The following is a 23,105-nucleotide window of genomic DNA, read 5'->3' on the forward strand; positions in this document are numbered from 1 at the left end:
CCCCTGGCCTGTGTTACAATAGCGAGATAACTTAGGATTGCAGGTGATCCTAACATAATGAGTGCGTGAGGCTAGAGGTGAATGATGAATAATAGACGGATACCCAAATATATTGTATTAAAAAACGAACTGCTCTCCTGGTTTGAATCCGGCCGGCTTCAAGCGGGCAAACAAGTTCCTTCGGAGCATGAAATCGCCGACCAGTTCGGCGTAAGCCGCCAGACAGTCCGCCAAACCTTCGGCGAATTGGAGAAGGAAGGCTGGCTGGAACGGATTCAGGGCAAAGGGACGTTCGCTAGAAATCCCGGGCGGCGGGAGAGCAAGCAGGTTAAGACGATTGGCATCATAACAACCTATATCTCGGATTATATTTTCCCGCATATCGTTCGGGGAGCGGAGGCGGAGCTGCGCAGCAAGGGATACCGCCTGCTGCTCTCCAGTACCGATAACAACAAGGAGAAAGAGATGGAGAGTCTTCAACTCATGACCAGTCAGCCGCTTAGCGGGCTGATTATCGAGCCGACCAAGAGTGCGGAGGGCAACCCGAATTTGACGTATTTCCTATCCCTGCAGGAGAAGGGAATCCCGTTTTTGATGATCAATGAGAAGTATGGGGAGCTGGAATGTCCTTGTCTGAAGCTTGATGATGAGCTTGGCGGTTACAAGGCTACACGTCATTTGATCGAGAACGGACACCAGGCGATCGCCGGATTCTTCAAACGGGACGATCTTCAGGGTGTGAACCGGCTGAAAGGCTTCTTACGTGCGCATCGCGAGGCGGGAATTTCCGTTTCGCCGGAGCGGGTGGTTACGTATACAACGGAACAGAAGGGAAGTTTTCCGTATGATCAGGCCGTCCAGTTGCTGAAGCAGCCGGATGAGCTGCGACCGACGGGGTTTGTATGTTATAACGACGAGCTGGCTGTGTCTTTAGCAGAGGCTGCCGGACAATGCAGGCTGCAAATCCCGCAGGATGTGTCACTGGTCGGGTTCGATGATTCAACGCTAGCCGAAGCTTCCGGCGTGAAGCTGACAACGATGACCCACCCGAAGACAGAGATGGGGATTATGGCGGCCAGACAATTAATTAGCATGATTGAGCATCATAGCGTTATAGAGGATACGGTATTTCAACCGGAGCTGGTGGAGAGAGAATCGGTGAAGAAACGGTAGAGGATAAGGGAGTGAAAGGTCCGAAGTTTCGGACCCTTGTTTGCCAAGTTGTACGTACAACTACATTTTTGAAATATAGAGAGGAGCGGTTGTTCATGTTGGAGGATTTAAAGCAGCAGGTGCTGGAGGCGAATCTGGAGCTTCCGATGCACGGACTCGTTACCTTTACATGGGGAAATGTAAGCGGTATCGACCGTGAACAGGGACTGTTTGTCATTAAGCCAAGCGGCGTGCCTTACGAGGATTTAAAAGCGGACGACATGGTCGTGCTGGATTTGAAGGGAAATGTCGTTGAAGGCGATTTGCGACCATCCTCCGATACCCCGACACATCTGGTCCTCTATCAGAACTTTAAAGAGATCGGCGGAATTGTGCATACCCACTCTCCATGGGGAACGAGTTGGGCTCAAGCCGGACGCGCGCTTCCTGCTTACGGAACAACGCACGCCGACTATTTTTATGGGGAAATTCCGGTTACGCGGCCCATGACCCGCGAAGAAATCGAGGGGGCCTACGAGTTGGAGACGGGCAACGTCATTGTTGAGCGATTCGCAGACCTGGATCCGAACATGGTGCCTGGCGTGCTTGTCCATTCGCATGCGCCATTCGTGTGGGGCAAGGATGCGCATAACGCGGTTCATAATGCGGTAGTGTTGGAGGAGTGCGCCAAGATTGCAGCCCGGATGCAGCAGATTAATCCGGAAACCGAACCGATGGATCAGACGCTGCTGGATCGCCATTTTTTACGGAAGCATGGAGTTAATGCCTATTACGGTCAAAAGTAATGCTTGTATTCATCATTCATGATTTCATCTGTAGGAGGAAATGAGATGGGGAATAAATACACCATTGGTGTCGATTACGGAACGCAGTCCGGGCGTGCGGTGTTGGTTAATCTGGCTGACGGGCAGGAAGTAGCGGATCATGTTACGCCTTACCGGCATCATGTCATCGATGAGTTTTTACCGGTTTCAGGGAAGAAGCTGGAGCACGACTGGGCGCTTCAGCATCCGGGCGATTATCTGGAGGTTCTAAAGGTATCCGTGCCTGCCGTCATCCAGCAATCCGGGATTGATCCGGCGGATGTGATTGGCATCGGCATTGATTTTACGGCTTGCACCATGCTGCCGGTTGACGAGCTTGGGGAGCCGCTCTGCTTCCAACCGGAGCTGGCCGACCAGCCGCACAGCTGGGTTAAGCTGTGGAAGCATCATGCCGCCCAGCCGGAAGCGGACAAGATCAACGCGATTGCCGCCGAGCGCGGAGAAGCCTTTTTGCCCCGTTATGGCGGTAAGATTTCTTCCGAATGGATGATTGCAAAGGTCTGGCAAATTCTTGACGAGGCACCGGCGATCTATGAACGTACGGATAGATTCTTGGAAGCTACCGATTGGGTCGTTTCCCAAATGACAGGCCAGATTGTCCGCAACAGCTGTACGGCTGGCTACAAGGCGATATGGCATAAGCAAGACGGATATCCAAGTAAGGAATATTTTAAGGCACTGGATCCCCGGTTGGAGGATCTGGCCGATACGAAGCTGCGCGGAGAGGTCCGCCCCCTTGGGAGCAGCGCAGGCGGTCTGACTGAGAAGATGGCGGTGATGATGGGCTTAACTCCAGGGATTGCTGTGGCCGTCGGTAACGTTGATGCTCATGCCGCGGTGCCTGCGGTCGGTGTTGTCACACCGGGCAAGCTGGTGATGGCGATGGGTACATCGATCTGTCACATGCTGCTCGGTACCGAAGAGAAGCAGGTTGAAGGCATGTGCGGTTCCGTCGAGGACGGCATCATTCCCGGATTATACGGTTATGAAGCCGGGCAATCGGCAGTAGGCGATATTTTTGAATGGTACGTCGAGGAAGCGCTTCCTGCGTATGTAAAAGAAGCTGCGTCCGAGGAAGGGATTGGCGTGCACCAATGGCTTGAGCGGGAAGCGGCTGCATACAACCCGGGTCAAACCGGTCTGCTTGCACTGGATTGGTGGAACGGCAATCGTTCCGTGCTGGTGGATACGGATCTGACCGGGCTGATGTTAGGGATGACGCTGTTGACAAAGCCGCAGGAAATCTACCGCACCTTGCTTGAGGCGACCGCATTCGGCACGCGCAAAATCGTGGACGCTTTTCATGAGAACGGTGTCGCCGTGGATGTCCTGTATGCATGCGGCGGACTGCCGCAAAAGAACCGTCTCCTGATGCAGATCTATGCGGATGTTACCAATCGCGAAATTATGGTGGCTGATTCCAAACAGACCCCGGCGCTTGGCGCCGCGATGTTCGCCGCAGTCGCGGCGGGCCAGGCGCAAGGCGGGTATGATTCCATTATCGATGCCGCCGAGAAGATGGCACGGGTGAAGGAAGAGACCTTCAAACCGATTCCGGAGCATGTGGAAGTGTATGAGCAGCTGTATCAGGAGTACAGCAAGCTGCATGACTATTTCGGCCGGGGCGAAAACAACGTGATGAAGCGGCTGAAGCGGATTAAGCAAACGGCTGAATAGGCCCTGGCAGACCAGAAGCTTGTATAGACACGACAGGATGGGATGAAGGAGAGGAACGAACGTGACGGATTACTTGAACGATGCAAAAGGTTTAATGAACCGGATTAGGGAGCTACAGCCCGCGTTCCGCGGACTAGAAACCATGGTGCTTGGGCCCGGCGCTATGCATGACGTGCCTCCGTATCTTAAACGGCAGGGCCTTGGTTCACCGATCGTTGTTGCAGATGCGAATACGTATGAAGCAGCGGGTAAAGAGCTGGTGCAGTGCCTAAAAGCCGATGGTCTGAAGCCCCGGCTGTGTCTGATTCAGCCAGATGAGCAAGGCGACGTTGTGGCGGATGAACGCTCCTTAATGCAGCTGTTTATCGAAGTTGAGCCTGAAGGGATAGGATGCCTGGTCGCTGTGGGGTCCGGGACCATTCATGACATTACGCGCTTTGTGAGTCATCGGAGCGGCAAGCCGTTCATTTCGGTACCTACGGCACCTTCGGTTGACGGCTTTACTTCGGCGGGCGCGCCGATCGTGGTCCGGGGAGTCAAACAAACCTTTGCGGCCACGGCTCCGATCGCGATATTCGCCGATCCGGACATTCTAGTGAAGGCACCGCAGCCGCTGGTAGCGGCAGGTTTTGGCGATATGCTCGGCAAATACACATCGCTGCTGGATTGGAAATTCTCTTCGACCACGGCCGGTGAGCCCTATGATGATCAAGTGGCAGCCATTACGGAGAGGGCGCTTCAAGCTTGCATTCAGCATGTGGAAGCGATCGGCCAGCGCACGGACGAAGGCCTCCGCATTCTGATGACGGCTTTGATCGAGTCGGGGATCGCGATGCTGCTGTTCGGTCAGTCCCACCCTGCCTCCGGGGCGGAACATCATCTCTCGCATTACTGGGAGATGGAGTACTTGCGCCGCGGCAACCGGGCCCTGCTGCATGGTGCCAAAGTGGGGGTGGCCTGCAGCGAAATATCGAGCCTATATCACGACGCGGCCGATAAGGGAGTGTATCCTAATGCCAAGCCTACGCATTGGGAGACATATGGAGAGCAGGTTCGGGAGTGGCTGCGCAAGGTCCCTTCGAAGGAGAAAATTGCCGATCTGCTGCGGCAAGCCGGAGGTCCTTCCACCCTGCAGGAGCTTGGCATCGATGACGAGCTGTTCCGGGAGAGCCTGCGGGAGGCGCACAATCTGCGCGACCGGCATACCATTTTGAGGGCGCTGAACGAGGAAAAGGTTGAGGTAAGATCATAAGGAGAGTTATTTTAAGCGGATTGCAAGAAGCGAACTAAAGATTGCACAGTGATCGATTCTGGTTTTGCTATTCGCATCTTTATAGTAGAGATTATGTTTTGTCAAAGAAGAAAGGGACTTTCAATGATCATTGAAAGTCCCTTTTTGTGTATTGAAATTCAGTATATTATTTTGGACGCGCGGAGCAGATCGCTGGGGCAAGCTTCGGTGATTTCTTTTATTGTATATGCCGTAACAGATAGATTAAGAACGCTTGGAAAATAATAAACATAATTTACGGATATATAGAAAATAATTTTCTTGTAAGCATTTACATTTAACTTTTTGTTTGATAGGCTATGGATAAAGCAGCAAATCATACATCACTAAATCAGAAGGAGCGAGGATGATATGGGAAACAGGCTGAAGTATGATGTGGTGGTCATGGGCGGCGGCATATCGGGTGCAATGGCGGCCGTTGCGGCATCCAGTTTAGGGGTGAAGACGCTGATCGTAGAGTCCCATGGGTTTCTTGGCGGGACACTTACTGCGAATGGGGTAGGGCCGATGATGACATTCCATGCTGGAGAGAAGCTTGCCATTCAAGGGTTTACAGATCAGCTGATTGAACGGCTGAAGAAGCAGGGCAAGTCGCCGGGGCATATTTTCGATACGGTGGGCTTTACGTATTCGGTTACCCCGTTTGATGCCGAAGCGATGAAGCATGAGCTGGAGCTGATGGTTACCGAGAGCGGAGGGGAGATTCTGTATCATACAATGCTGGCTGGCGTGAAGACCGAGGACGGGCGAATCGTCGGCATTACGGTATGCAACAAGTCCGGTCTAAGCGACATCGAGGCCTCCGTGTTCATCGACGGGACGGGAGACGGCGATTTGTCCGTCGGGGCAGGGGCCGAGTTCACCAAGGGCAGGGAATCGGATGGGGCCATGCAGCCGATGACGTTGAAGATGAAGATGTACAACGTCGACATTCCGAAGGTAAAACAATATATTCACGCCCATCCGGAAGACTTTCCACTGTATCAGGGCGACACGTCCATCATCGAGAAGGCGCCTCGCTTGTCGGTAGGCGGGTTCGACAGTCTGTTTAAACTGGCGAAGGAGAGGGGCGAGATCTCGATTCCGCGAGAGAATGTGCTATTCTTCGAGACCAACAACCCAGGCGAGGTCATCCTGAATACGACCCGGATCCTCGGTCATGATCCGACGGATGCGTTCAGTCTGAGCAAGGCGGAGATGGAAGGGCGGAAGCAGTGCCGCGAGTTAGAGCTGTTCATGCGTAAGTATATTCCGGGCTTTGAGCATGCGGTCGTGGAATCGACCGGCCCGAATATTGGCATTCGGGGATCCCGCCAGATTAAGGGCGTGTACACGCTGACGGCCGATGATTTGCTGGAACAGCGGCTGTTCGAAGATACGATCGCGCATTCTGGCTACCCGATCGATATCCATAGTCCGGACGGCGAAGGTACGAAGCATCAGAAGCTGGAATGGGGCGGTATGTACAGCATTCCTTACTCCTGTATGGTCACGGATTCTGTGCAGAACCTGATCGTCATCGGCCGATGCATTTCGGCCACCTTCGAAGCGCAGGCAGCGATGCGGACGACACCGACGACGGGGGCGATCGGCCATGCCGGCGGGGTAGCATCCGCGTTGGCCGCGAAGAAAGGCGTTCGCGTCCGGGATGTGGACATCAAGGAAGTGCAGTCCGTGCTGAAAGCACAGGGCGCTTATTTAGAAATATAGATGAAGATAAGCCTATTGAGAACTTGATTCGAGAGGAGAATACAACGTGACATCTTTCATGTGGGTTCAAGCCATCGGCATTTTACTTGTTTTTCTTGTGTTTGTCGGGTTAATGATGACCCGGAAGCTTCCGACCATTCTGGCACTGCCCTTGATGGCGATTCTGTTTGCCGTCATTGCCGGCGTGCCGTGGATGTCGAACGATCCCGAGACGACCACGATTGCCAAGACGATTCTGTCATCCGGCTCGATGAGGTTATCGGGCGCCATCGCGGGATTAGTGTTCGGGGCCTGGTTCGGACAAATTTTGAATAAAGTCGGCATTACCAAGTCGATTATTCGAAAAGCGGCCGAACTCGCAGGCGACAAGCCGATGCTGATTGCGGTTCTGTTTTTCGCAACCGCATCCATTATTTTCTCGGCGGCCGGTGGACTGGGCATGGTCATCCTGGTCGGTACGATCGTCATTCCGATTATGCTGACGGCAGGCATCTCCCAGTTTGTCGCATCGATTGTCGTTATTTCCGCCGTCGGCGTCGGCGCGCTGTTCAACGTCTCCAACTGGGCCGTTTATGTTGATGTGCTGGGCCTCTCGGTTCAGACGATTGCGGATTATACGCTGGTCGCCGCGCTGCCGCTCATTCTTGTGTCGCTCGGGATGATTATATTCTACATTAAGCGGGACGGCAAAGGCCGCAAAGCGTGGGCGATGCCGACGGCTTCCGGCGGAGAAGGCAAAAAGGTGCCTGCCTTTGCCCTCATTAGCCCGCTAGTGCCGGTCATTCTCGTCTTTGCATTCAAGCTCGACATTGTCCCGGCGGTGGTCATCGGCGCATTGGTTACGATACTGCTGACCTGGCCGAAGCGGCCGATTCATGTCCTGTCCAGTGCGCTGGTGGAAGGGATTCAGGACGTTGCCGGTGCGATGGCGCTCATGATCGGCATCGGAATTTTGTTGAATTCCGTTATGGCGCCACAGGTGTCGGCACTGATCAGCCCGTTGATTGAAGCTGTACTGCCGACCAACCCGTTGATGTACATTCTGTTCTTCACGTTGCTATCTCCGCTCGCCATCTATCGTGGTCCGCTGAACGTATGGGGCCTTGGCAGCGGCATTGCTGCTCTGTTCGTCACGGCGGGTATGACCCCGGTCGCGGCGATGCTGGCGCTGCGCGTCGTCAGCAATGTGCAGGCCGTATCCGACCCGACCAACTCGCATAATGTGTGGGTCGCGGATTTTACGAAGAGCGACATTAACGATATTTTGAAAAAGACGCTTCCTTGGATGATGGTTGCGGTGCTGATTTCGATGGTGTTGGGTTCATTCATGGTCTTTTAGAAGCAGATAGAATCCGGGCGGAGACTTGCGAGTGTCTGCCCGTTGTTGCAGGAGGAGAACGATGGAGAGAAGAAAAGTAAGGGTCGGGATTGATGTCGGAGGCACCTTCACGGATGCGGCCGTCATTGACAATGAGACGTACGAGGTTATTGGGAAGATGAAAATTCCGACGACACATCATGACGAAGATGGCGTGGCGAAAGGGATTGTACAAATATTGAAGCGGATTTTGGAGAGCGAGGGCATTGCTCCGGACGATGTGACCTTTATCGCCCACGGGACAACGCAAGCGACGAACGCCTTGCTGGAGGGGGATGTGGCCCGTGTCGGCATTATCGGCATGGGTTCCGGCCTTGACGGCATGAGCGCGCGCTCGGAGTCGAATCCCGGGGACATTGAGCTGGCGCCGGGCAAATATTTGAAGACATACCACACGTACCTTGATTCCAAAAATTTGCGGGATGAGGATATCGAAGCGGCGATTGACGAACTAGCGCGGCAGGGGGCGGAAGTGATCGTCGCTTCCGAGGCGTACAGCGTTGATGATCCGGCCAATGAGCTTCGTGTCGTTGAGATAGCGAGCCGCAAAGGTATGTATGCTACCGGCGGGCATGAAATTTCCCAGTTGTATGGACTCAAGACACGGACAAGAACGGCGGTCGTGAATGCATCTCTCATTCCGAAAATGATGGAAACGGCGAACATGACGGAGAAATCCGTCAAACATGCGAATATTCAATCCCAGCTCATGATTATGCGCTGCGACGGCGGCGTTATGAGTATCGACGAGGTACGCAAACGTCCGATATTGACGATGCTGTCGGGACTTGCCGCCGGTGTTGCCGGTGTGCTGATGTATGAAAAGGTGTCGGACGGCATCTTTTTCGAGGTCGGCGGCACAAGCGTCGATATTTCCGTCATCAAAAACGGGAAGGTCATGATCAAGAATGCCCAAGTCGGCGGCCACCGGACTTATTTGCAGTCCTTGGATGTCCGGACGCTTGGCATTGCCGGCGGAAGCATGATTAAGGTGGCGAACGGGAACATCATCGATGTCGGTCCGCGAAGCGCCCATATTGCGGGCCAGGAATACGAGGCGTTCGCCGGGGCGGAGCAGATCGTCAATCCGAAGGTCAAGTTCGTCAGCCCGCGGGAAGGGGATCCGGCCGAATATATTATTTTGGAGAGTGAGACCGGCAAGGAATTCTCCTACACACTGGCCGGCGCGGCCAACATTCTCGGCTATATTCCGGAGGGCGATTACGCGCGAGGGAACAAGGAAGCGGCCGTGCGGGCATGGGAAGCCCTTGCTGACCATGTAGGCCTGAGCATCGAGGAGGCCGCCAGACAGGTTATGAATATCGCGATTGATAAGACGATGAAGACCGTCAAAGAGATGATCGAAGACTATGAGCTGGATCGCTCGTTTGTGACGTTGGTCGGCGGCGGAGGCAGCGGGGCTGTGCTCGTTCCGGCGATGGCGGAACGGGAGCAGTTCCGCTTCCAGATCGCGAATAACGCGCCTTATGTATCGACCATAGGCGTCGCCCTTGCGATGGTGAAGGAGCAGTTGGAGAGAACCGTCGTGAATCCGACGGAAGAGGATATCAAGCGCATTCGGTCCGAGATCGTCGAGCGCATCGTCAAATCCGGCGCCAGTGAGGATACGGTCGAGGTAACGATCGAGATTGATAGCCAGAAAAATATTTTGCGGGCAGTCGCTACCGGCTCGACAGAGCTTCGCTCCAAAGATCTGGGTCAGCAAGCGCTGTCTGTCGAGGAGATGGCCGCCATAGCCGCTAGCTCAGTCGATCAACCGGCGGCCAGCATGATGCTGGCGTCCCAGTGCGGCCGATGGAGCCTATTCGCCTGCGAGGAGACGAAGAAATCATTTTTCGGACTGATCAAGAAGAAAACGACCTATGTGAGCGTGCTCGATCGGGAAGGCGTCGTTCGGTTCAAGAAGGGGAACGTCCACTTCACGAAGCTGACCAAGGCTCAGTTCGGGGACCGATTACAAGATTTTTTGGATGACAATACGATCTACTCCGATGCAAACGCGACGATCCCGAAGGTATTTGTCTTTTATCGGGAGAAGATGCTCGATTTGACCGGAATGCAGACGAAGGAGCAGTTGATGTCGATCCTCGAGATCGAGACGGAGATGCTGACACAGGAAGAAGAATTGATCGTCGTTGTTTATCAATAAGGAGGGAAAGGTATGCCGGAGCCGGACGAGGTTATTCGCCGATTGATGGAAGAGGAAGGGGCTGATGAGTTACTGGCGTGCGCGGAGCTGGGGCAGGACCCCCTTTTCCACAAAATACCGAAGGATCGAATAGCGTACTATGTAAGCATGTCGCTGAAACGGGGCAGAGAGACGGCGGCTGCCTACAAGAACAAGGGCAAGTCCATCCGGGAACTGTGTCAGATGGAAGGCTTACAGTATCAAGTGACGAATCGGTCCGGCACTTTCCACAACGTCAGCTTCCGTGCGCAGATTGATTTCGCGAAGAGCCCGCCGGCGATTATCATCTATGCCTCGTCGCTCCACGATATGCGGAAGGCGTACCGGACGGTGATGGGGAATGGATGCGAGGAGCGGGAACAGGAGCTGGAGCGGCTGATCGACCTTCATTTAGCACATGAGTTTTTTCATTATACGGAATACCGGGCGGGGCAGTTCACGAATGAGACGCTGGAGCCGATTGATATGTTCAAGCTGGGAAGCTGGTATACGAAGAGGTCAAGCATTGTGAAATGCAGTGAAATCGCGGCGCATGCATTCTGCAAAACGATACTGGGCCTGCCCTGCTTGCCGAATGTGCTCGATTACGCGTTTCTTGTAGAGACGAGGGCGATGGATGCAGGTGAGCTTAGCCGGCGGGTGGAATATTGGAAGATGATGTTGGCCTGATTTTATCATTACTTCCCTTGATATGATATAATGGGGTGTACTGGCGAAGTTACCGGATTCGCATTTTTCCCATTGGCAGTCAGGAGGAGGTACCATGTCTTCACAGGTTCCGGCGGTTATCGCAAAAATTGTATCGCAAACTCAAAAACTAACATACGGTGAAAATCAGATCGCCAATTTTGTTATACACAATCCGGAATTCATCACCCGTAACACCATTACGGCTATCGCGAATGAAATCGGTGTGTCCGAGACAAGCATCAACCGTTTTTGCAAAAAGGTGGGCTTCAAAGGGTTCAACGATTTTAAAATCGCGTTCGCCCAGGATGCGTTTTACCGGGATATGCAGGCCAAGAAGAAAGAGAGACGCGAGATTAACGTCATTGATGCGCTGGCTCTCGACTATAACGAACTGATCGTTAACACTTCGGCGCTCATTACGGAAGATCAGCTTCATCAAGTGGTCAAGCTGCTGAAGGGCGCGCGCCGAATCCTCCTCATCGGCTTGTTCGATTCGTTCCTCGCGGCCATGGCATTGAAGAACCGGCTCGCGATTATCGGCGTTCATGCTGATGCAATAAATGACAGCAGGGAGATGAAAATCGCGGCCTCCCAATGCGGTCCTGAGGATGTCGTAATTGCCTTCTCGCGTTCAGGTTCGACCCGGGAGATTATCGATGCCGTCAACATCGCGCAGGTCAATCAGGCCAAGACCGTGGCAGTCACCTGTTATGACTCATCAGCGATTACAGAAAATGCGGTGGTCGATATTATTGCGCCAGATAAAATCTCGGTCAATAACAGCGCTTTTATGTCCAACCATATCACGTTTCTGTTTGTCGTCGATCTCATTATGAGCGTTTTCATTTCATCGGATAAGCAGTATTTGAAGAAAAAGCTGGACAGCGAAGGGATATTGGCAAGCGATCAATCGATAACGAATTATTTTCTGTGATTGTAGAAACAAAACGCTCTTGTCGCGCAAATGCGCGGCGAGGGCGTTTTTTAATGCTGCTTATGACTTGTTGTTTTGGTGGTAGTGGGAAAGGAGGAGCGCGAGCAGATATTCGATATTCTTATCGTTCAAGCCCGCGCCTGCTTTCAGCATGTTTAACCTACTATAGTGATTCTAATTCACCCTTCATTCGACTCTCTAGCCTTCCTTCACATCATACAGTACGCGAGCCAACAGGTCCTGGCTATAGTTGCCGAAATGCTTGCCGTAAATGGTTAAGCCGCGTTTATTAACAGATTGCTCGTTAACGGCGATCCTGAAGGTGAGTTCGCTTTTGTAATCAAGCTGAATCTGGTCCAGACCAACATCCGAGATGCGGCATCCATCGATAAAGCTGCCTTCCTTATTAATTCGGATTAGCTTCAGCATGCCGTATTGGTTCAAATGAGGCGGCCACCATTCGGGGTTGAAAGTACCGCGTTTGTCCCCGAAATCCCCCGGACTTGTCCAGCTGCCAATCTCGATCCCGTTTACGTAAAAGAAAATGTCCGATGGATAATTGTCGCAATATCCCGGCGCCTCGGAGCCAAGCTCTAACGAGAATTGAATCTCGCGGAACGATTGATTGGACTTCAAATAATTCGGGATCCGGTATTCCAGGAATCCTTCGGTAAGCCAGATGATCTCCGAGTTGATCCGCTCCGGATCGGCGAAATAGCGCGGATCGTCAAAATCTCCGATGATGCTGTCCTTGGTCGCAAGCCCGCAGGTCGGGGTAGCCTGGTAATCACTGTAATGGCCAACCTGAATCTCCACCTCGTACAAGTTATCCATATCCTTGCTGCGAAGATCAACCATCAGGGTGTCTTTATTCAGGTAGCAGATCTTCTGAATGCCGTGTTTACCACCCGTGGTATTAATTTCGATCAGGCCACTATCTTCCAATTTCTTGATATGCATGGTAATAGCGCCATTGCTGAGGTTCAGCCTGTTCGCGAGATCGTTTAAGTTTAGACTTTGGTTCTTGGCCAGCAGTTCCAGAATTTGAATGCGAATTTCCGAGCTGAGCGCTTTAAAGATATCAAGCCCGCTCATTAAATCTTTAATGTAGATCATCTTATCTCAAACCTTCTTCCGATTAAAGGATTTATATAACGATGATAATAGGTACAGAGGGGTAAAGAGGTTTATTTTAAACAATTATAAATCAATATGTGCGTTAAATAAAGATGTGATCTAATTCTTCAAAAATTTCATTTGAAAACCAAGAATTCCAATACTCAAAATCACTTTATTTTAAATTATTATAAAAATAATAATTCGGAATACAAGAAAAACAAGTGTTTTACACCGCCATTTAGCTGATTTTTAGAATTAATTTCTAATATATATAAATCATTTTATGTTTGTGTATTTACAGCAAACCTCCCATATGATATTTTATATTTGAAAACGAATTCATTCAGTATTATTTGAAATGATTCATAATTACATCAACGGAAGGTGAAGGACTTGGCAGCTGAGAAATTGAAAGCACGAATGATCGTGGATAAGTCGTTTCGGATCGCGCAAGTTGATAACCGCATATATGGTTCGTTCATTGAACATCTTGGCCGCGCTGTATATGGCGGCATTTACGAACCCGGCCATGAAACTGCGGATGCAGGTGGTTTTCGTAACGACGTGAAGGATTTGATCAAGGAACTGGATGTCCCGATTATAAGATATCCCGGCGGAAATTTTGTGTCAGGTTATGACTGGGAAGATGGCGTAGGTCCTGTAGCCGAACGGCCGAAACGGCTGGAGCTGGCGTGGAGAACGCTGGAGCCGAACGATGTCGGCACGAATGAGTTTATTTCCTGGGCCAAGGAAGTGGGCTCGGACGTTATGATGGCCGTGAACCTGGGTACTCGGGGGATCGACGCTGCCAGAAATCTGCTGGAATACACCAACCATCCCGGAGGCACATACTGGAGCGATCTAAGACGCAGTCATGGTTATGAACAGCCGCACAAGATCAAAACCTGGTGTCTTGGCAACGAGATGGATGGGCCTTGGCAGATCGGACACAAGACCTCGACAGAATACGGCCGACTTGCACTGGAAACGGCAAAAGCCATGCGGCTCGTCGATCCGACCATTGAACTGGTTTCATGCGGAAGCTCGAGCACCGGGATGCCGACATTCCCTGAATGGGAAGCCGTAACGCTGGATCATACGTACGAGGCGGTTGATTACATATCGCTGCATCAATATTACGGTAACCGTGATAACGATACCGCCAACTATCTGGCACTTTCCCTGGATATGGATCACTTTATTCATACGGTCAAATCCACCTGCGATTACATCAAGGCCAAGAAACGCAGCAAAAAGACGATGTATCTCAGCTTCGACGAGTGGAATGTCTGGTACCATTCCAATGACGCTGACAGGCAGATTGATCCATGGAGCATCGCTCCGCCGCAGCTGGAGGATGTATATAATTTCGAGGATGCGATTCTTGTCGGCAGCATGCTGATCACCTTCCTGCGCCACGCAGATCGGGTGAAGATGGCTTGTCTGGCACAGCTCGTCAACGTAATCGCGCCGATTATGACCGAGAACGGCGGCCGTTCTTGGAAGCAGACCATCTTTTATCCGTATCTTCACGCTTCGAAATTTGGCCGGGGCGTATCGCTGCTACCTATCGTCGAATCACCGAAGTATGATTCCAAGGATTTTACCGATGTTCCGTATCTTGATAGTGCGGTCGTTCATAATGAAGAGGATGAAGAAATTACGATTTTTGCCGTGAACCGTCATCTGGAGGAAGCATTGGAGCTGGAATGTGATGTGCGCAGCTTTGAAGGCTACCGGTTGCTGGAGCATATCGTGATGGAGCATGAGGATCTGAAAGCGGTGAATACCGCATCTGAGGAAAAAGTCAAACCACATCATCAGGGTGGAGCTAAACTCGATAACGGTATGGTTACCGCAAGGCTTGCCAAGGCATCATGGAACGTTATTCGCTTGAAAAAAGCTTAAGGAAAAGCAGCGGGCAGTTCTCACCAGGGGCTGCCCCATCTCCCAAACAGTCATATCAAATTACACACATTATGAAAGCGCTTTATTTCTGGATGGTAGCAGAAGTACCGATTTTTGAAGTGTAGGTTTGTATGAACGAAAATTAAGGGAGGTCCAGTATGATGATGAAAAAATGGATGATTGTATTCACGGTATTATGTATGACATTGTTCTTGTGGGGATGCGGTAAATCGAACAATGCCGGCGGCGAAACCTCGGTTCTGGATGGAGGGGCAGGGGAAAGCGCCACAGAGCTGTCTTATTGGACGTTTGTTGAGCTGCACGGACAGCATTTTGAGAAAATGCTGGGCAAGTGGAATGCCGAGAATCCCGAACGCCAGATTAAACTGAACGTGACGGTCATGCCGTATGACGACATGCATAACAAATTATCCATTGCGGTTCAATCGGGGACTGGGGCACCCGACATTGCGGATATCGAGCTTGGGAAGTTTCCGGATTTTCTGTCCGGCACGCCGCAGCTGGAACCGCTCAATGATGTCATTGATCCATACCGGGACACCATCGTTAAATCCCGAATTGACCTATACAGCAAGGAAGATACGAATTACGGCATCCCGACCCATGTTGGCGCGTCCGTTGCCTTCTATAATACCGAGATTTTGGAGGAGGCTGGGGTTAACTATCAGGATATCGTAACTTGGGAGGATTTTAAGCAGGCAGGTATCCAGGTGTATGAAAAAACAGGCAAGTACATGGGAACAGCCGATACAAGCGCAGCCTGGCAAGCTTCCATGCTATTGGCGCAGCAAGGCGCGGATCTGACAGACGATTCCGGCAATCCGATCGTGAACTCGGAAGCGATGGTGAAAGCCATGACGCTCCTCAAGGACCTGCAGGATAACAATGTCATAGCAACCATTGCCGGCGGCCAGCCGGATACCGAAGAAGCATATGGAGAGTTTAATGCAGGAAATTATGCTACGGCTTTCATGCCGCTGTGGCAAATGTCCAGATACACCAACTACATGTCAGACTTGTCCGGGAAAATAGCCATCGCGCCGATACCGGTCATTGAAGAAGGAATGCCAAGATCGGTTGGCGGCGGCGGTACCGGCACGGTTGTTACCAAGACCGCAAAAGACGTACAGCTGGCGAAAGACTTTCTGGCATTTGCCAAGCTGTCCCTGGATGCCAATAAAGAGATTTGGAACACGCTTGGATTCGATCCGGTCAATATGGACGTTTGGGATATGAAAGATGTTACGCACAATGCCGAGAATCAGTTCGTCAAATATTTTGTTAATAACCCGTTTGATGTCTTGAATGAGATCCGAGATGAAATCCGGTTAATCAAATCGACCTCCGCATCGCCTACCATCAACAACGTCCTGTGTACAACAACCTTTAATGAGATTTTCGAGGATGGCAAAGACATTACTGAAGCTTTGAACGACGCCCAGAAACAAATCGAACAGGAATTGAAATGATACTCGCTCATAGGGTACCAAAACATAGAGCTGCTCATGGAATCGTTAATGGGCGGCTCTCATTAAAGGAGTAGAATCATGATTAAAAAATTTCTGTACTCGCAAAAGGTTGCTCCTTATGTGTTTGTTCTGCCGTTTATTCTGGTGTTCCTTATATTCTGGGTGCTGCCGCTGGGCAGCTCATTTGGCATGAGCTTTCAGAAGACGCAGCTGGGGCAGGAAGCAGATTGGATCGGTTTGGCTAATTACGGAAAGCTGATGGGGGACGGCGTCTTTCTGAAGGCGGTCACGAACAGCGCGATTTACATGATCCTGACGCTCCTTATCCTGATTCCGTTTCCGATGCTGTTCGCGGTATTGATTAACAATAAGTTCATGTGGGGAAGAGAATTTTTTAAATCGTCCTTTTTCTTCCCGGCACTGACGTCGGTTGTTGTCGCAGGCACCATTTTTCGGCTGATGTTCGGCGAGATGGAAGGGTCGCTCATTAACAGTATACTGGGGTGGTTCGGGATCGACCCGGTGAAGTTTCTGAAGGGACAGGTTACCGGTTTTATTGCTCTGGTGGCACTTGCCACATGGCGGTGGACGGGCGTTAATATGCTCTATTTTTTATCCGGGCTCAAAAATATCCCGGGTGAATATTATGAGGCGGCATCCATCGACGGGGCCTCGGCCTTTCAGAAGTTTACCAAAATCACGATGCCATTGTTAAAGCCAACCACGATTTATGTGTTAACGATCAGCATTTATGCGGGGCTTGCCATGTTTATTGAAAGCATGATGCTCTGGAACGGCAACAACTCCCCGAAAAATATTGGCCTCACGATAGTCGGTTATCTGTACCGTCAAGGCATTGAGAAGAACAATCTGGGTTATGCGGCCGCTGTAGGGATTGTGCTGCTGGCGATCACTATGATCATTAATCTGACGCAGCTGACGCTCTCCGGCATGTTCAAGAAGGAGGATTGAGGATGAGAAGAGAAACGCTGATCAAAATAATCCTCTTCATTTTGTTCTCCATACTGTGCTTTCTGATCCTGGTCCCTTTTTATGCCGTCACCATCGCTTCCTTTAAACCGGGCGAGGATTTGATCCGGTATGGACTGAATTTGAAATTTGACCTGTCGGTGATGAGCCTGGACAATTTCAACTACCTGTTTACAGGCGATCATTCTTATTTTATGTGGTTTTTTAACTCCTTGCTCCTTACGGTGGTGCAGGTTACGTTAACCCTGCTGGTCAGCGCAACGGTTGCCTATGGGTTTGCAGCCTATGATTTCATCGGCAAAAATTTCCTGTTCATCTGCGTGCTTCTGATTATGATGGTTCCTTTTGAAATTCTTCTTCTTCCGTTATACTCCCTGACGTACAACCTTGGCCTTATGAATTCGTACTCGGCGATTGTGCTGCCGGGGATCGCAAGCGCGGCTACGATCTTTTTCTTCAGGCAGTATTTAAGAGGGGTTCCAAAAGAAATGATTGCGGCAGGGCGGGTGGACGGCGCGACGGAATACGGTATCTATGTACGGCTGATCTTACCTGTGATGAAGCCATCCTTCGCTGCCATGGCGATCCTGAACGGCATGAACAGCTGGAACAACTTTCTGTGGCCGTTTATGGTACTCAGCGATGATGGCAAGTATACCCTTCCGATCGGATTGAAGACGCTCTTGACCCCTTACGGGAACAATTATGACTTATTGATTGTCGGCTCCTTCTTCTCGATCATTCCGATCTTTATTTTGTTCATGGCCTTCCAGAAGTATTTTATCGATGGGATGACGGCGGGGGCGGTGAAAGGATGATCACTCGATAGGAAGGGCCTGACCTTGCATGAGGCATCTCAAATCCTTTATGATACAAGGAAACCTGCGTGTTTCATGTTTGATTTGATGAATGAGGTGACCGTATCGTGCATCCTGTAACTCGGGCTCTATTGTGGATTGGCGGCGCTCTGATCGTGATCGGGCTGCTCTGGCCTGTCATTGGACGATTTGTCGGCCGGCTGCCGGGTGACATCGTGGTGGATAAACCCCATGTCAAAATTTATTTTCCGATCGTAACCTGCCTCGTCATCAGCGTGGTGGGCTCATTAATTCTGTTTCTGATCCAGCAGTTTCGTAAATAGCAGAGATATCATAAGAAAAACGTCTATCGACGTACTTTCTCGGAAGACAGACCGCGGTTTGAGGATGTTTTTCTTGCGATATCAGGAAGGCCTAAGAGCTTCGGAGTTTATACTTTCTGATAAAAAAACAGGCCGGCTAGGGCAAACCCTTAGCCGGCCTGTTTATATGGAAGAGAGAAACTTACTTCTGAATGATGGTAATCTCGGCATTCGGATCCAGGCTTCTCACGATGGATTTGAATCTGGGCATCTCCAGAATGTGAACCCGATAGATCAGCTGCGTCGAACCGATGGTTTCACCTTCATACATAGAGTCATCTTTAGGGTCAGCAGTTTGGGAATCATACCCCATGATGGCTTTCATGGTATGCTGGATTTCCACTTCGCTCACGCTGCGAATCCGGACCTCTCGTTTAAGCGGAAGGCTCGAAGTTGTAATACGTCCGGTCTCTAGTGCCATGAGACATGCGATCGCAGAGTACATCGCTCGTTCCCAGCCGAGAAGCAGTCCTGCCAATGTCAGTACGCATGTATTGACCATGATATGGATGTATGGCAGCTTCAAGCGGGTTAGCAGATGTGATATCTGCTGCGGAATCTTGGGCATTTGGAGTGAGTCCAGGACGACGCCGTAACGAAGGCCGAGACCGATGCCCAGCCCAAGGAAAATGCCGCCGATGCCTGCGCTCCCGATCTTGCTGTCGATGAGAGCGGGAACCGGAAAGAACAGGATCGAGCATACGGAAAAAGTAAGCAGCCCGACGGTGGCAATGACGGCTTTTTCCCGGTTGGCCCCACGGTAGACCAGCAGGAGCAGGGGCAGATTTAATGCAAACAGAAACATGCCTGTATGAAGTCCCGTCAGATGCGAGGCGAGCGCGGAAATTCCCGTTACGCCGCCCGCGATGATGCCGCCGGGAACAAGAAATAAATCCAAACCGAACGCCGCTATCAGGCCTCCGATGGCAGCCATGCTCATTCTTCTTCGTATACTTGCCTTGCTTACGGTCTCTTGCGGACCGTTCGTTACCCGAACATGGGCTTGAACCATAGGCAATGTACCCTCCTTTATCCGCTTGCACTTTCATCCTTTAGCTTCGGTTTAACCGGTTTCTTCTCCTTATAGTCTTTAAATTTAATGATTTTGTTCAAGAAGTTATACACATGCTTGGACTCCTTGGTGAGCAGCGGTCCGAGAATAGCTAGTATCAGCACATACAAGGCTGCGAACGGTTGGATGAAGGTTGCAAGTCCGCCCGCTTTACCCATATTAGCGAGAATAATGGAGAATTCCCCGCGGGATACGATGGTCAGACCGATATTGGAGGATGCTTTGGAGGACAATCCTGCACTGCGTCCTGCAAGCATACCTGCAATAAAGTTACCAAGGAGTGTGATGATAACGGCGATTAGCGATAACCACACAGCTCCGCCAAGCTCGGAAGGTACAATCGTTAAACCGAAGCTAAAGAAGAATATGGCTCCAAAGAAATCACGGAATGGTAATATCAAATGCTCAATGCGTTCACGATGCTCCGTCTCAGCCAGGACAAGCCCGACGAGCAGAGCGCCGATCGCCTCGGCAACATGAATCGTTTCGGCGAATCCTGCGAGCAGGAACAATGCGCCAAAAACAACCAAGGCAAACAATTCGTTCGACCGTATATTTAATACCTTATTCAGGAGCGGTACGGCTTTACGGCCAATAATAAGGACAAGCAGCATAAATCCAAGGGCGATTACCGCAGATATCAGTACTCCGCCCAGCGATGATGATCCGCTTAATACGAGGCCGGAGAGAATAGAGATATATACAGCCAGGAACACATCCTCGAACATGATAATACCGAGAATCATTTCAGTTTCGGGATTCGCCGTTCTTTTCAAGTCAACCAGCACCTTGGCTACGATAGCGCTTGAGGAGATAGTGGTAATTCCCGCAACAATGAGTGTTTCCGCGACCGGGAATCCGGAAAAGATCCCGATCATCAGTCCAAGTGTAAAGTTAATGGCAATATAGATGCTGCCACCAACTACGATGGACTTCCCTGATTTAATTAACCGGCCGACCGAGAATTCGAGGCCAAGATAGAACAGAAGGAACAGTACGCCGATGCGACCCATAAAGTCGATGAACGGAGCACTTTCTATAAAACGAAAATCGAATGATCCAAAATGAAAAGCATGAGGCCCTACCGCCATCCCAATCAGAATGTAGAAAGGGACGACGGAAAACCGGAGTTTAGCTGATAGCAACCCCGCCAGGGCGATCAGGAAAATCGCCAGTCCAACTTCTAAAACCAAATGATCCATTCATCAACCACGTCCGTTCATCAAGATTTGTTTAAATAGCCGCTGTTGTTGACGTTCACCAACGACAACGAGTGTCGAGTCCGGTGTGATGATAACGTCAGGGCCGGGATTGATTTGTTTACTGTTTTTATCAACTGTCGCAATGATGGTTGCACCTGAGGCTTGGCGCACGTCCAAATCACCAATCGATTTACCTGCCCCGTAATAGTGGGACTCGATGCGATACCACTCGATAATCAATTCGTCCAGCGCCATGTCGATTGTTTCCAGCGCTTTAGGTTTATAAGTGAGACCGCCAACGATGGCAGCAATTTGGCGAGCCTCATCATCGTCTAAGGAAATCATGGAGATGCTTTCGTCCGGATCGTCATGTTCATAATGGTACATTTCACGGCGGCCGTCGTCATGAATGATAATGACCAGTTTATCGCCACCGCGGGTATCAATTACGAATTTCTTGCCGATTCCGGGCAAATCTGTTTCACGAACATGCATAGGTTAAACTCCTCCTAAAAATACACTTTTAGTTTTTTTTGCAGACCGGTCATACGGATCTCAAAAATATACGCAGCCAAATAAAACAATCCATTCAGGATGAAATTGTACAGTCTTTAATAAACCTACGTGCATACGTCAATTAGCACAGGTTGATTGTATGGTTGCCTGAGAGATGAAAAATTGGCGAATTTAAGAAACCGCAGTCAGTTTGAATGCGAAAAGGGGAGGAACCTAAACGAACTTCGATGTGTATTTAATGGGGAATAATAATAAAAGCCGGAGCCGAAGCGGAATGATCGGCCGATAGGGCAGACGTGTTTTGGGAGCCTGCAACATGAGAACGGCCGACATCAATAAGAACAGTGGCAAGGTATTGCCGGCTGCCTTAAGTTTGGAGAGAATCTGAGAGTGTTTCAGAACAGCTACTTTCAGATGAAGGTCGTGCTTATAAACATACCGCTCATCGTGGGTTTCGCTGCTGGAATACTCCTGGACGGGAATGTAAAGGGCAAATGCCGTAACCAGAACAAGTACCAGCATCCAAAGAATTTTTGCTGTTTTTAAGAAACGGTTCACGGTGACTCCCCCTTCGTCCCAAGCTTCTATATTAATCATAACATAAAAATAATCGTTCTCAAAATGAGAACGATAAATTATTTTTGAACACTTTTACAGATTGATTATATTTTTTACATTATATTGAAGCGAGACTTGTCTTACTTTTTGCGAAGTTTATCGTAATTTTCCGTATCGGGATCGATATCAACTTTCGATGTATCTTGATCTTCCAAAATGCCAAGAACCAGATCATCGAGCTTGTCGGTTGCGGCTTGATCCGGACGATCGGGCTCGGGAATAGGGTCTACGCCGGGGAACTGTCCGTCATATTCAGGTTTCTTTTTGCTCATTAGGGTCTCATTCCTTTCTGGAAATATTTTGGCACAAAAGGTTCCGTTATATGTAACGAATAAACGCCAGGGGTGAAAATGAAACCATGCAAGCGATCATCAGCATGACAATAATCATCTTTCTATGTAATGTATCTCTATATATTCATCTGCTATATAAGAAATATGCTAGAATGTATTGGAGGAATATTATACCAGGGGGTAATTTGAGTTATGAAGAAAAAAATGCTGTGCTGCACCATCGCTTTATTGCTTGTGTCAGGATCGGTCGTTTCTGCTCATCCGGGAAGAACGGATGCCAATGGAGGGCACACCTGCCGCACCAATTGCGAACGCTGGGGTCTGTCTTATGGCGAGTATCATTATCATAACGGCGGAGGAAGCTCTTCAAGCAGCAAGTCGTCCTCATCCAAGCCTAAAGCCAAATCATCGAAGAATAGCACGACAAAATCCACTGCGCCGAAGCCGGCAGCCCCGGCCTATGCCAAGTCCGGTCTTAAAGTTTACGTTAACGGCAGCGTGGTGAGGTTTGACAGTGAGCCGTTGGTGTATAACAACATCAATCTGGTGCCACTGCGGGAAATCGCTGAAGGAATGGGGGCTGAGGTTACCTGGAATCGCGAAGCGGCCAGCATTGGTGTTCAAAGAGGCAATCACAAGATAACACTCACGATTGGCAGCAAAACCGTCTTTTACAACGGCAAATCGGAAACCGTTGCGGTCGCTCCTAAAGTGATCGACGGCGTGACGTACGTTCCGATTCAGGTGTTTGCAAGGGGCCTGGGTGCTGGCGTGAACTATACCGATCATGATAAAATTCTGAGAATCTCCTTATAGGAATAAAATAACAGC

Annotated in this window: 21 protein-coding genes; 15 read left to right on the plus strand and 6 right to left on the minus strand. The window is 50.4% G+C overall.

Annotation, left to right across the window (positions count from 1 at the left end; genetic code table 11):
• The first annotated feature begins 84 nt into the window (after positions 1 to 84).
• The 9 genes from MKY48_RS09050 to MKY48_RS09090 all read left to right on the plus strand — a co-directional run bounded on the left by MKY48_RS09050 (position 85) and on the right by MKY48_RS09090 (position 11,886).
• Entirely contained in the window at positions 85 to 1,173 is a 1,089-nt protein-coding gene (locus MKY48_RS09050) for a GntR family transcriptional regulator (protein WP_339292776.1), read from the plus strand.
• Positions 1,174 to 1,268: 95 nt separating this feature from the next.
• The gene (araD, locus tag MKY48_RS09055; protein ID WP_339292777.1) at positions 1,269 to 1,958 is read left to right on the plus strand and encodes an L-ribulose-5-phosphate 4-epimerase; all 690 of its coding nucleotides are present in this window, start codon (positions 1,269 to 1,271) and stop codon (positions 1,956 to 1,958) included.
• A gap of 45 nt (positions 1,959 to 2,003) precedes the next feature.
• A complete protein-coding gene (locus MKY48_RS09060) occupies positions 2,004 to 3,674 on the plus strand; it encodes a ribulokinase (RefSeq protein ID WP_339292778.1) in 1,671 nt (556 codons plus the stop codon).
• Positions 3,675 to 3,735: 61 nt separating this feature from the next.
• Complete coding sequence (locus MKY48_RS09065; RefSeq protein WP_339292779.1) at positions 3,736 to 4,926, plus strand: sn-glycerol-1-phosphate dehydrogenase; 1,191 nt, start codon at positions 3,736 to 3,738, stop codon at positions 4,924 to 4,926.
• A gap of 390 nt (positions 4,927 to 5,316) precedes the next feature.
• Positions 5,317 to 6,675 (plus strand): FAD-dependent oxidoreductase, encoded by a 1,359-nt coding sequence (locus MKY48_RS09070; RefSeq protein ID WP_339292780.1) that lies wholly within the window; start codon positions 5,317 to 5,319, stop codon positions 6,673 to 6,675.
• 46 nt (positions 6,676 to 6,721) lie between these two features.
• Entirely contained in the window at positions 6,722 to 8,014 is a 1,293-nt protein-coding gene (locus tag MKY48_RS09075) for a citrate transporter (RefSeq protein ID WP_256720371.1), read from the plus strand.
• 61 nt (positions 8,015 to 8,075) lie between these two features.
• Positions 8,076 to 10,223, plus strand: coding sequence for a hydantoinase/oxoprolinase family protein (locus tag MKY48_RS09080; protein ID WP_339292781.1), 2,148 nt, complete (start codon positions 8,076 to 8,078; stop codon positions 10,221 to 10,223).
• 12 nt (positions 10,224 to 10,235) lie between these two features.
• Positions 10,236 to 10,931 carry a hypothetical protein gene (locus MKY48_RS09085; protein ID WP_339292782.1) on the plus strand — a complete coding sequence of 232 codons (696 nt, stop codon included), beginning with the start codon at positions 10,236 to 10,238 and terminating at the stop codon, positions 10,929 to 10,931.
• A 94-nt stretch (positions 10,932 to 11,025) separates the two neighbouring features.
• Complete coding sequence (locus tag MKY48_RS09090; RefSeq protein ID WP_076320497.1) at positions 11,026 to 11,886, plus strand: MurR/RpiR family transcriptional regulator; 861 nt, start codon at positions 11,026 to 11,028, stop codon at positions 11,884 to 11,886.
• Positions 11,887 to 12,084: 198 nt separating this feature from the next.
• Here the strand turns inward: MKY48_RS09090 and MKY48_RS09095 are convergent, their stop codons facing one another.
• Entirely contained in the window at positions 12,085 to 13,002 is a 918-nt protein-coding gene (locus MKY48_RS09095) for a winged helix-turn-helix transcriptional regulator (RefSeq protein ID WP_215162168.1), read from the minus strand.
• Positions 13,003 to 13,425: 423 nt separating this feature from the next.
• On the opposite strand from MKY48_RS09095, the gene MKY48_RS09100 reads away from it, so the two are divergent.
• The 5 genes from MKY48_RS09100 to MKY48_RS09120 all read left to right on the plus strand — a co-directional run bounded on the left by MKY48_RS09100 (position 13,426) and on the right by MKY48_RS09120 (position 18,534).
• Positions 13,426 to 14,913 (plus strand): alpha-N-arabinofuranosidase, encoded by a 1,488-nt coding sequence (locus tag MKY48_RS09100; protein ID WP_339273438.1) that lies wholly within the window; start codon positions 13,426 to 13,428, stop codon positions 14,911 to 14,913.
• A gap of 161 nt (positions 14,914 to 15,074) precedes the next feature.
• Positions 15,075 to 16,403, plus strand: a complete 1,329-nt coding sequence (locus tag MKY48_RS09105; protein ID WP_339273439.1) for an extracellular solute-binding protein — start codon at positions 15,075 to 15,077, stop codon at positions 16,401 to 16,403.
• A 78-nt stretch (positions 16,404 to 16,481) separates the two neighbouring features.
• A complete protein-coding gene (locus MKY48_RS09110) occupies positions 16,482 to 17,375 on the plus strand; it encodes a sugar ABC transporter permease (RefSeq protein ID WP_076320500.1) in 894 nt (297 codons plus the stop codon).
• Positions 17,376 to 17,377: 2 nt separating this feature from the next.
• Entirely contained in the window at positions 17,378 to 18,211 is an 834-nt protein-coding gene (locus tag MKY48_RS09115) for a carbohydrate ABC transporter permease (RefSeq protein ID WP_339271848.1), read from the plus strand.
• A gap of 107 nt (positions 18,212 to 18,318) precedes the next feature.
• The gene (locus MKY48_RS09120; protein WP_071223055.1) at positions 18,319 to 18,534 is read left to right on the plus strand and encodes a DUF2905 domain-containing protein; all 216 of its coding nucleotides are present in this window, start codon (positions 18,319 to 18,321) and stop codon (positions 18,532 to 18,534) included.
• Positions 18,535 to 18,715: 181 nt separating this feature from the next.
• On the opposite strand, the gene MKY48_RS09125 is transcribed toward MKY48_RS09120, so the two are convergent.
• From MKY48_RS09125 to MKY48_RS09145, 5 genes are all read right to left on the minus strand, one after another.
• Positions 18,716 to 19,585 (minus strand): YitT family protein, encoded by an 870-nt coding sequence (locus tag MKY48_RS09125; RefSeq protein WP_339273440.1) that lies wholly within the window; start codon positions 19,583 to 19,585, stop codon positions 18,716 to 18,718.
• Positions 19,586 to 19,602: 17 nt separating this feature from the next.
• Positions 19,603 to 20,847, minus strand: coding sequence for a cation:proton antiporter (locus tag MKY48_RS09130; protein ID WP_098742636.1), 1,245 nt, complete (start codon positions 20,845 to 20,847; stop codon positions 19,603 to 19,605).
• Positions 20,848 to 20,850: 3 nt separating this feature from the next.
• Complete coding sequence (locus MKY48_RS09135; protein ID WP_076320505.1) at positions 20,851 to 21,342, minus strand: cation:proton antiporter regulatory subunit; 492 nt, start codon at positions 21,340 to 21,342, stop codon at positions 20,851 to 20,853.
• Positions 21,343 to 21,576: 234 nt separating this feature from the next.
• Complete coding sequence (locus tag MKY48_RS09140) at positions 21,577 to 21,921, minus strand: hypothetical protein (RefSeq protein ID WP_339271849.1); 345 nt, start codon at positions 21,919 to 21,921, stop codon at positions 21,577 to 21,579.
• Positions 21,922 to 22,061: 140 nt separating this feature from the next.
• A complete protein-coding gene (locus tag MKY48_RS09145; RefSeq protein WP_339292783.1) occupies positions 22,062 to 22,253 on the minus strand; it encodes a hypothetical protein in 192 nt (63 codons plus the stop codon).
• 213 nt (positions 22,254 to 22,466) lie between these two features.
• Here MKY48_RS09145 and MKY48_RS09150 point away from each other — a divergent pair, with 213 nt between their 5' ends.
• Positions 22,467 to 23,090 (plus strand): stalk domain-containing protein, encoded by a 624-nt coding sequence (locus MKY48_RS09150; RefSeq protein ID WP_339292784.1) that lies wholly within the window; start codon positions 22,467 to 22,469, stop codon positions 23,088 to 23,090.
• Positions 23,091 to 23,105 lie beyond the last annotated feature (15 nt).

Source organism: Paenibacillus sp. FSL W8-0187, from assembly GCF_037969755.1.
In the GTDB taxonomy this organism is placed as follows: Bacteria; Bacillota; Bacilli; order Paenibacillales; family Paenibacillaceae; genus Paenibacillus_AQ.

Bases quoted from the DNA above. Each gene is read 5' to 3' on its own strand.
- MKY48_RS09080 (WP_339292781.1), top strand. From the start codon at position 8,076: ATGGAGAGAAGAAAAGTAAGGGTCGGGATTGATGTCGGAGGCACCTTC.
- MKY48_RS09070 (WP_339292780.1), top strand. From the start codon at position 5,317: ATGGGAAACAGGCTGAAGTATGATGTGGTGGTCATGGGCGGCGGCATA.
- MKY48_RS09125 (WP_339273440.1), bottom strand. From the start codon at position 19,585: ATGGTTCAAGCCCATGTTCGGGTAACGAACGGTCCGCAAGAGACCGTA.
- MKY48_RS09100 (WP_339273438.1), top strand. From the start codon at position 13,426: ATGATCGTGGATAAGTCGTTTCGGATCGCGCAAGTTGATAACCGCATA.
- MKY48_RS09150 (WP_339292784.1), top strand. From the start codon at position 22,467: ATGAAGAAAAAAATGCTGTGCTGCACCATCGCTTTATTGCTTGTGTCA.
- MKY48_RS09105 (WP_339273439.1), top strand. From the start codon at position 15,075: ATGATGAAAAAATGGATGATTGTATTCACGGTATTATGTATGACATTG.
- araD (WP_339292777.1), top strand. From the start codon at position 1,269: ATGTTGGAGGATTTAAAGCAGCAGGTGCTGGAGGCGAATCTGGAGCTT.
- MKY48_RS09135 (WP_076320505.1), bottom strand. From the start codon at position 21,342: ATGCATGTTCGTGAAACAGATTTGCCCGGAATCGGCAAGAAATTCGTA.
- MKY48_RS09050 (WP_339292776.1), top strand. From the start codon at position 85: ATGAATAATAGACGGATACCCAAATATATTGTATTAAAAAACGAACTG.
- MKY48_RS09115 (WP_339271848.1), top strand. From the start codon at position 17,378: ATGAGAAGAGAAACGCTGATCAAAATAATCCTCTTCATTTTGTTCTCC.
- MKY48_RS09090 (WP_076320497.1), top strand. From the start codon at position 11,026: ATGTCTTCACAGGTTCCGGCGGTTATCGCAAAAATTGTATCGCAAACT.
- MKY48_RS09145 (WP_339292783.1), bottom strand. From the start codon at position 22,253: ATGAGCAAAAAGAAACCTGAATATGACGGACAGTTCCCCGGCGTAGAC.
- MKY48_RS09060 (WP_339292778.1), top strand. From the start codon at position 2,004: ATGGGGAATAAATACACCATTGGTGTCGATTACGGAACGCAGTCCGGG.
- MKY48_RS09110 (WP_076320500.1), top strand. From the start codon at position 16,482: ATGATTAAAAAATTTCTGTACTCGCAAAAGGTTGCTCCTTATGTGTTT.
- MKY48_RS09130 (WP_098742636.1), bottom strand. From the start codon at position 20,847: ATGGATCATTTGGTTTTAGAAGTTGGACTGGCGATTTTCCTGATCGCC.
- MKY48_RS09085 (WP_339292782.1), top strand. From the start codon at position 10,236: ATGCCGGAGCCGGACGAGGTTATTCGCCGATTGATGGAAGAGGAAGGG.
- MKY48_RS09095 (WP_215162168.1), bottom strand. From the start codon at position 13,002: ATGATCTACATTAAAGATTTAATGAGCGGGCTTGATATCTTTAAAGCG.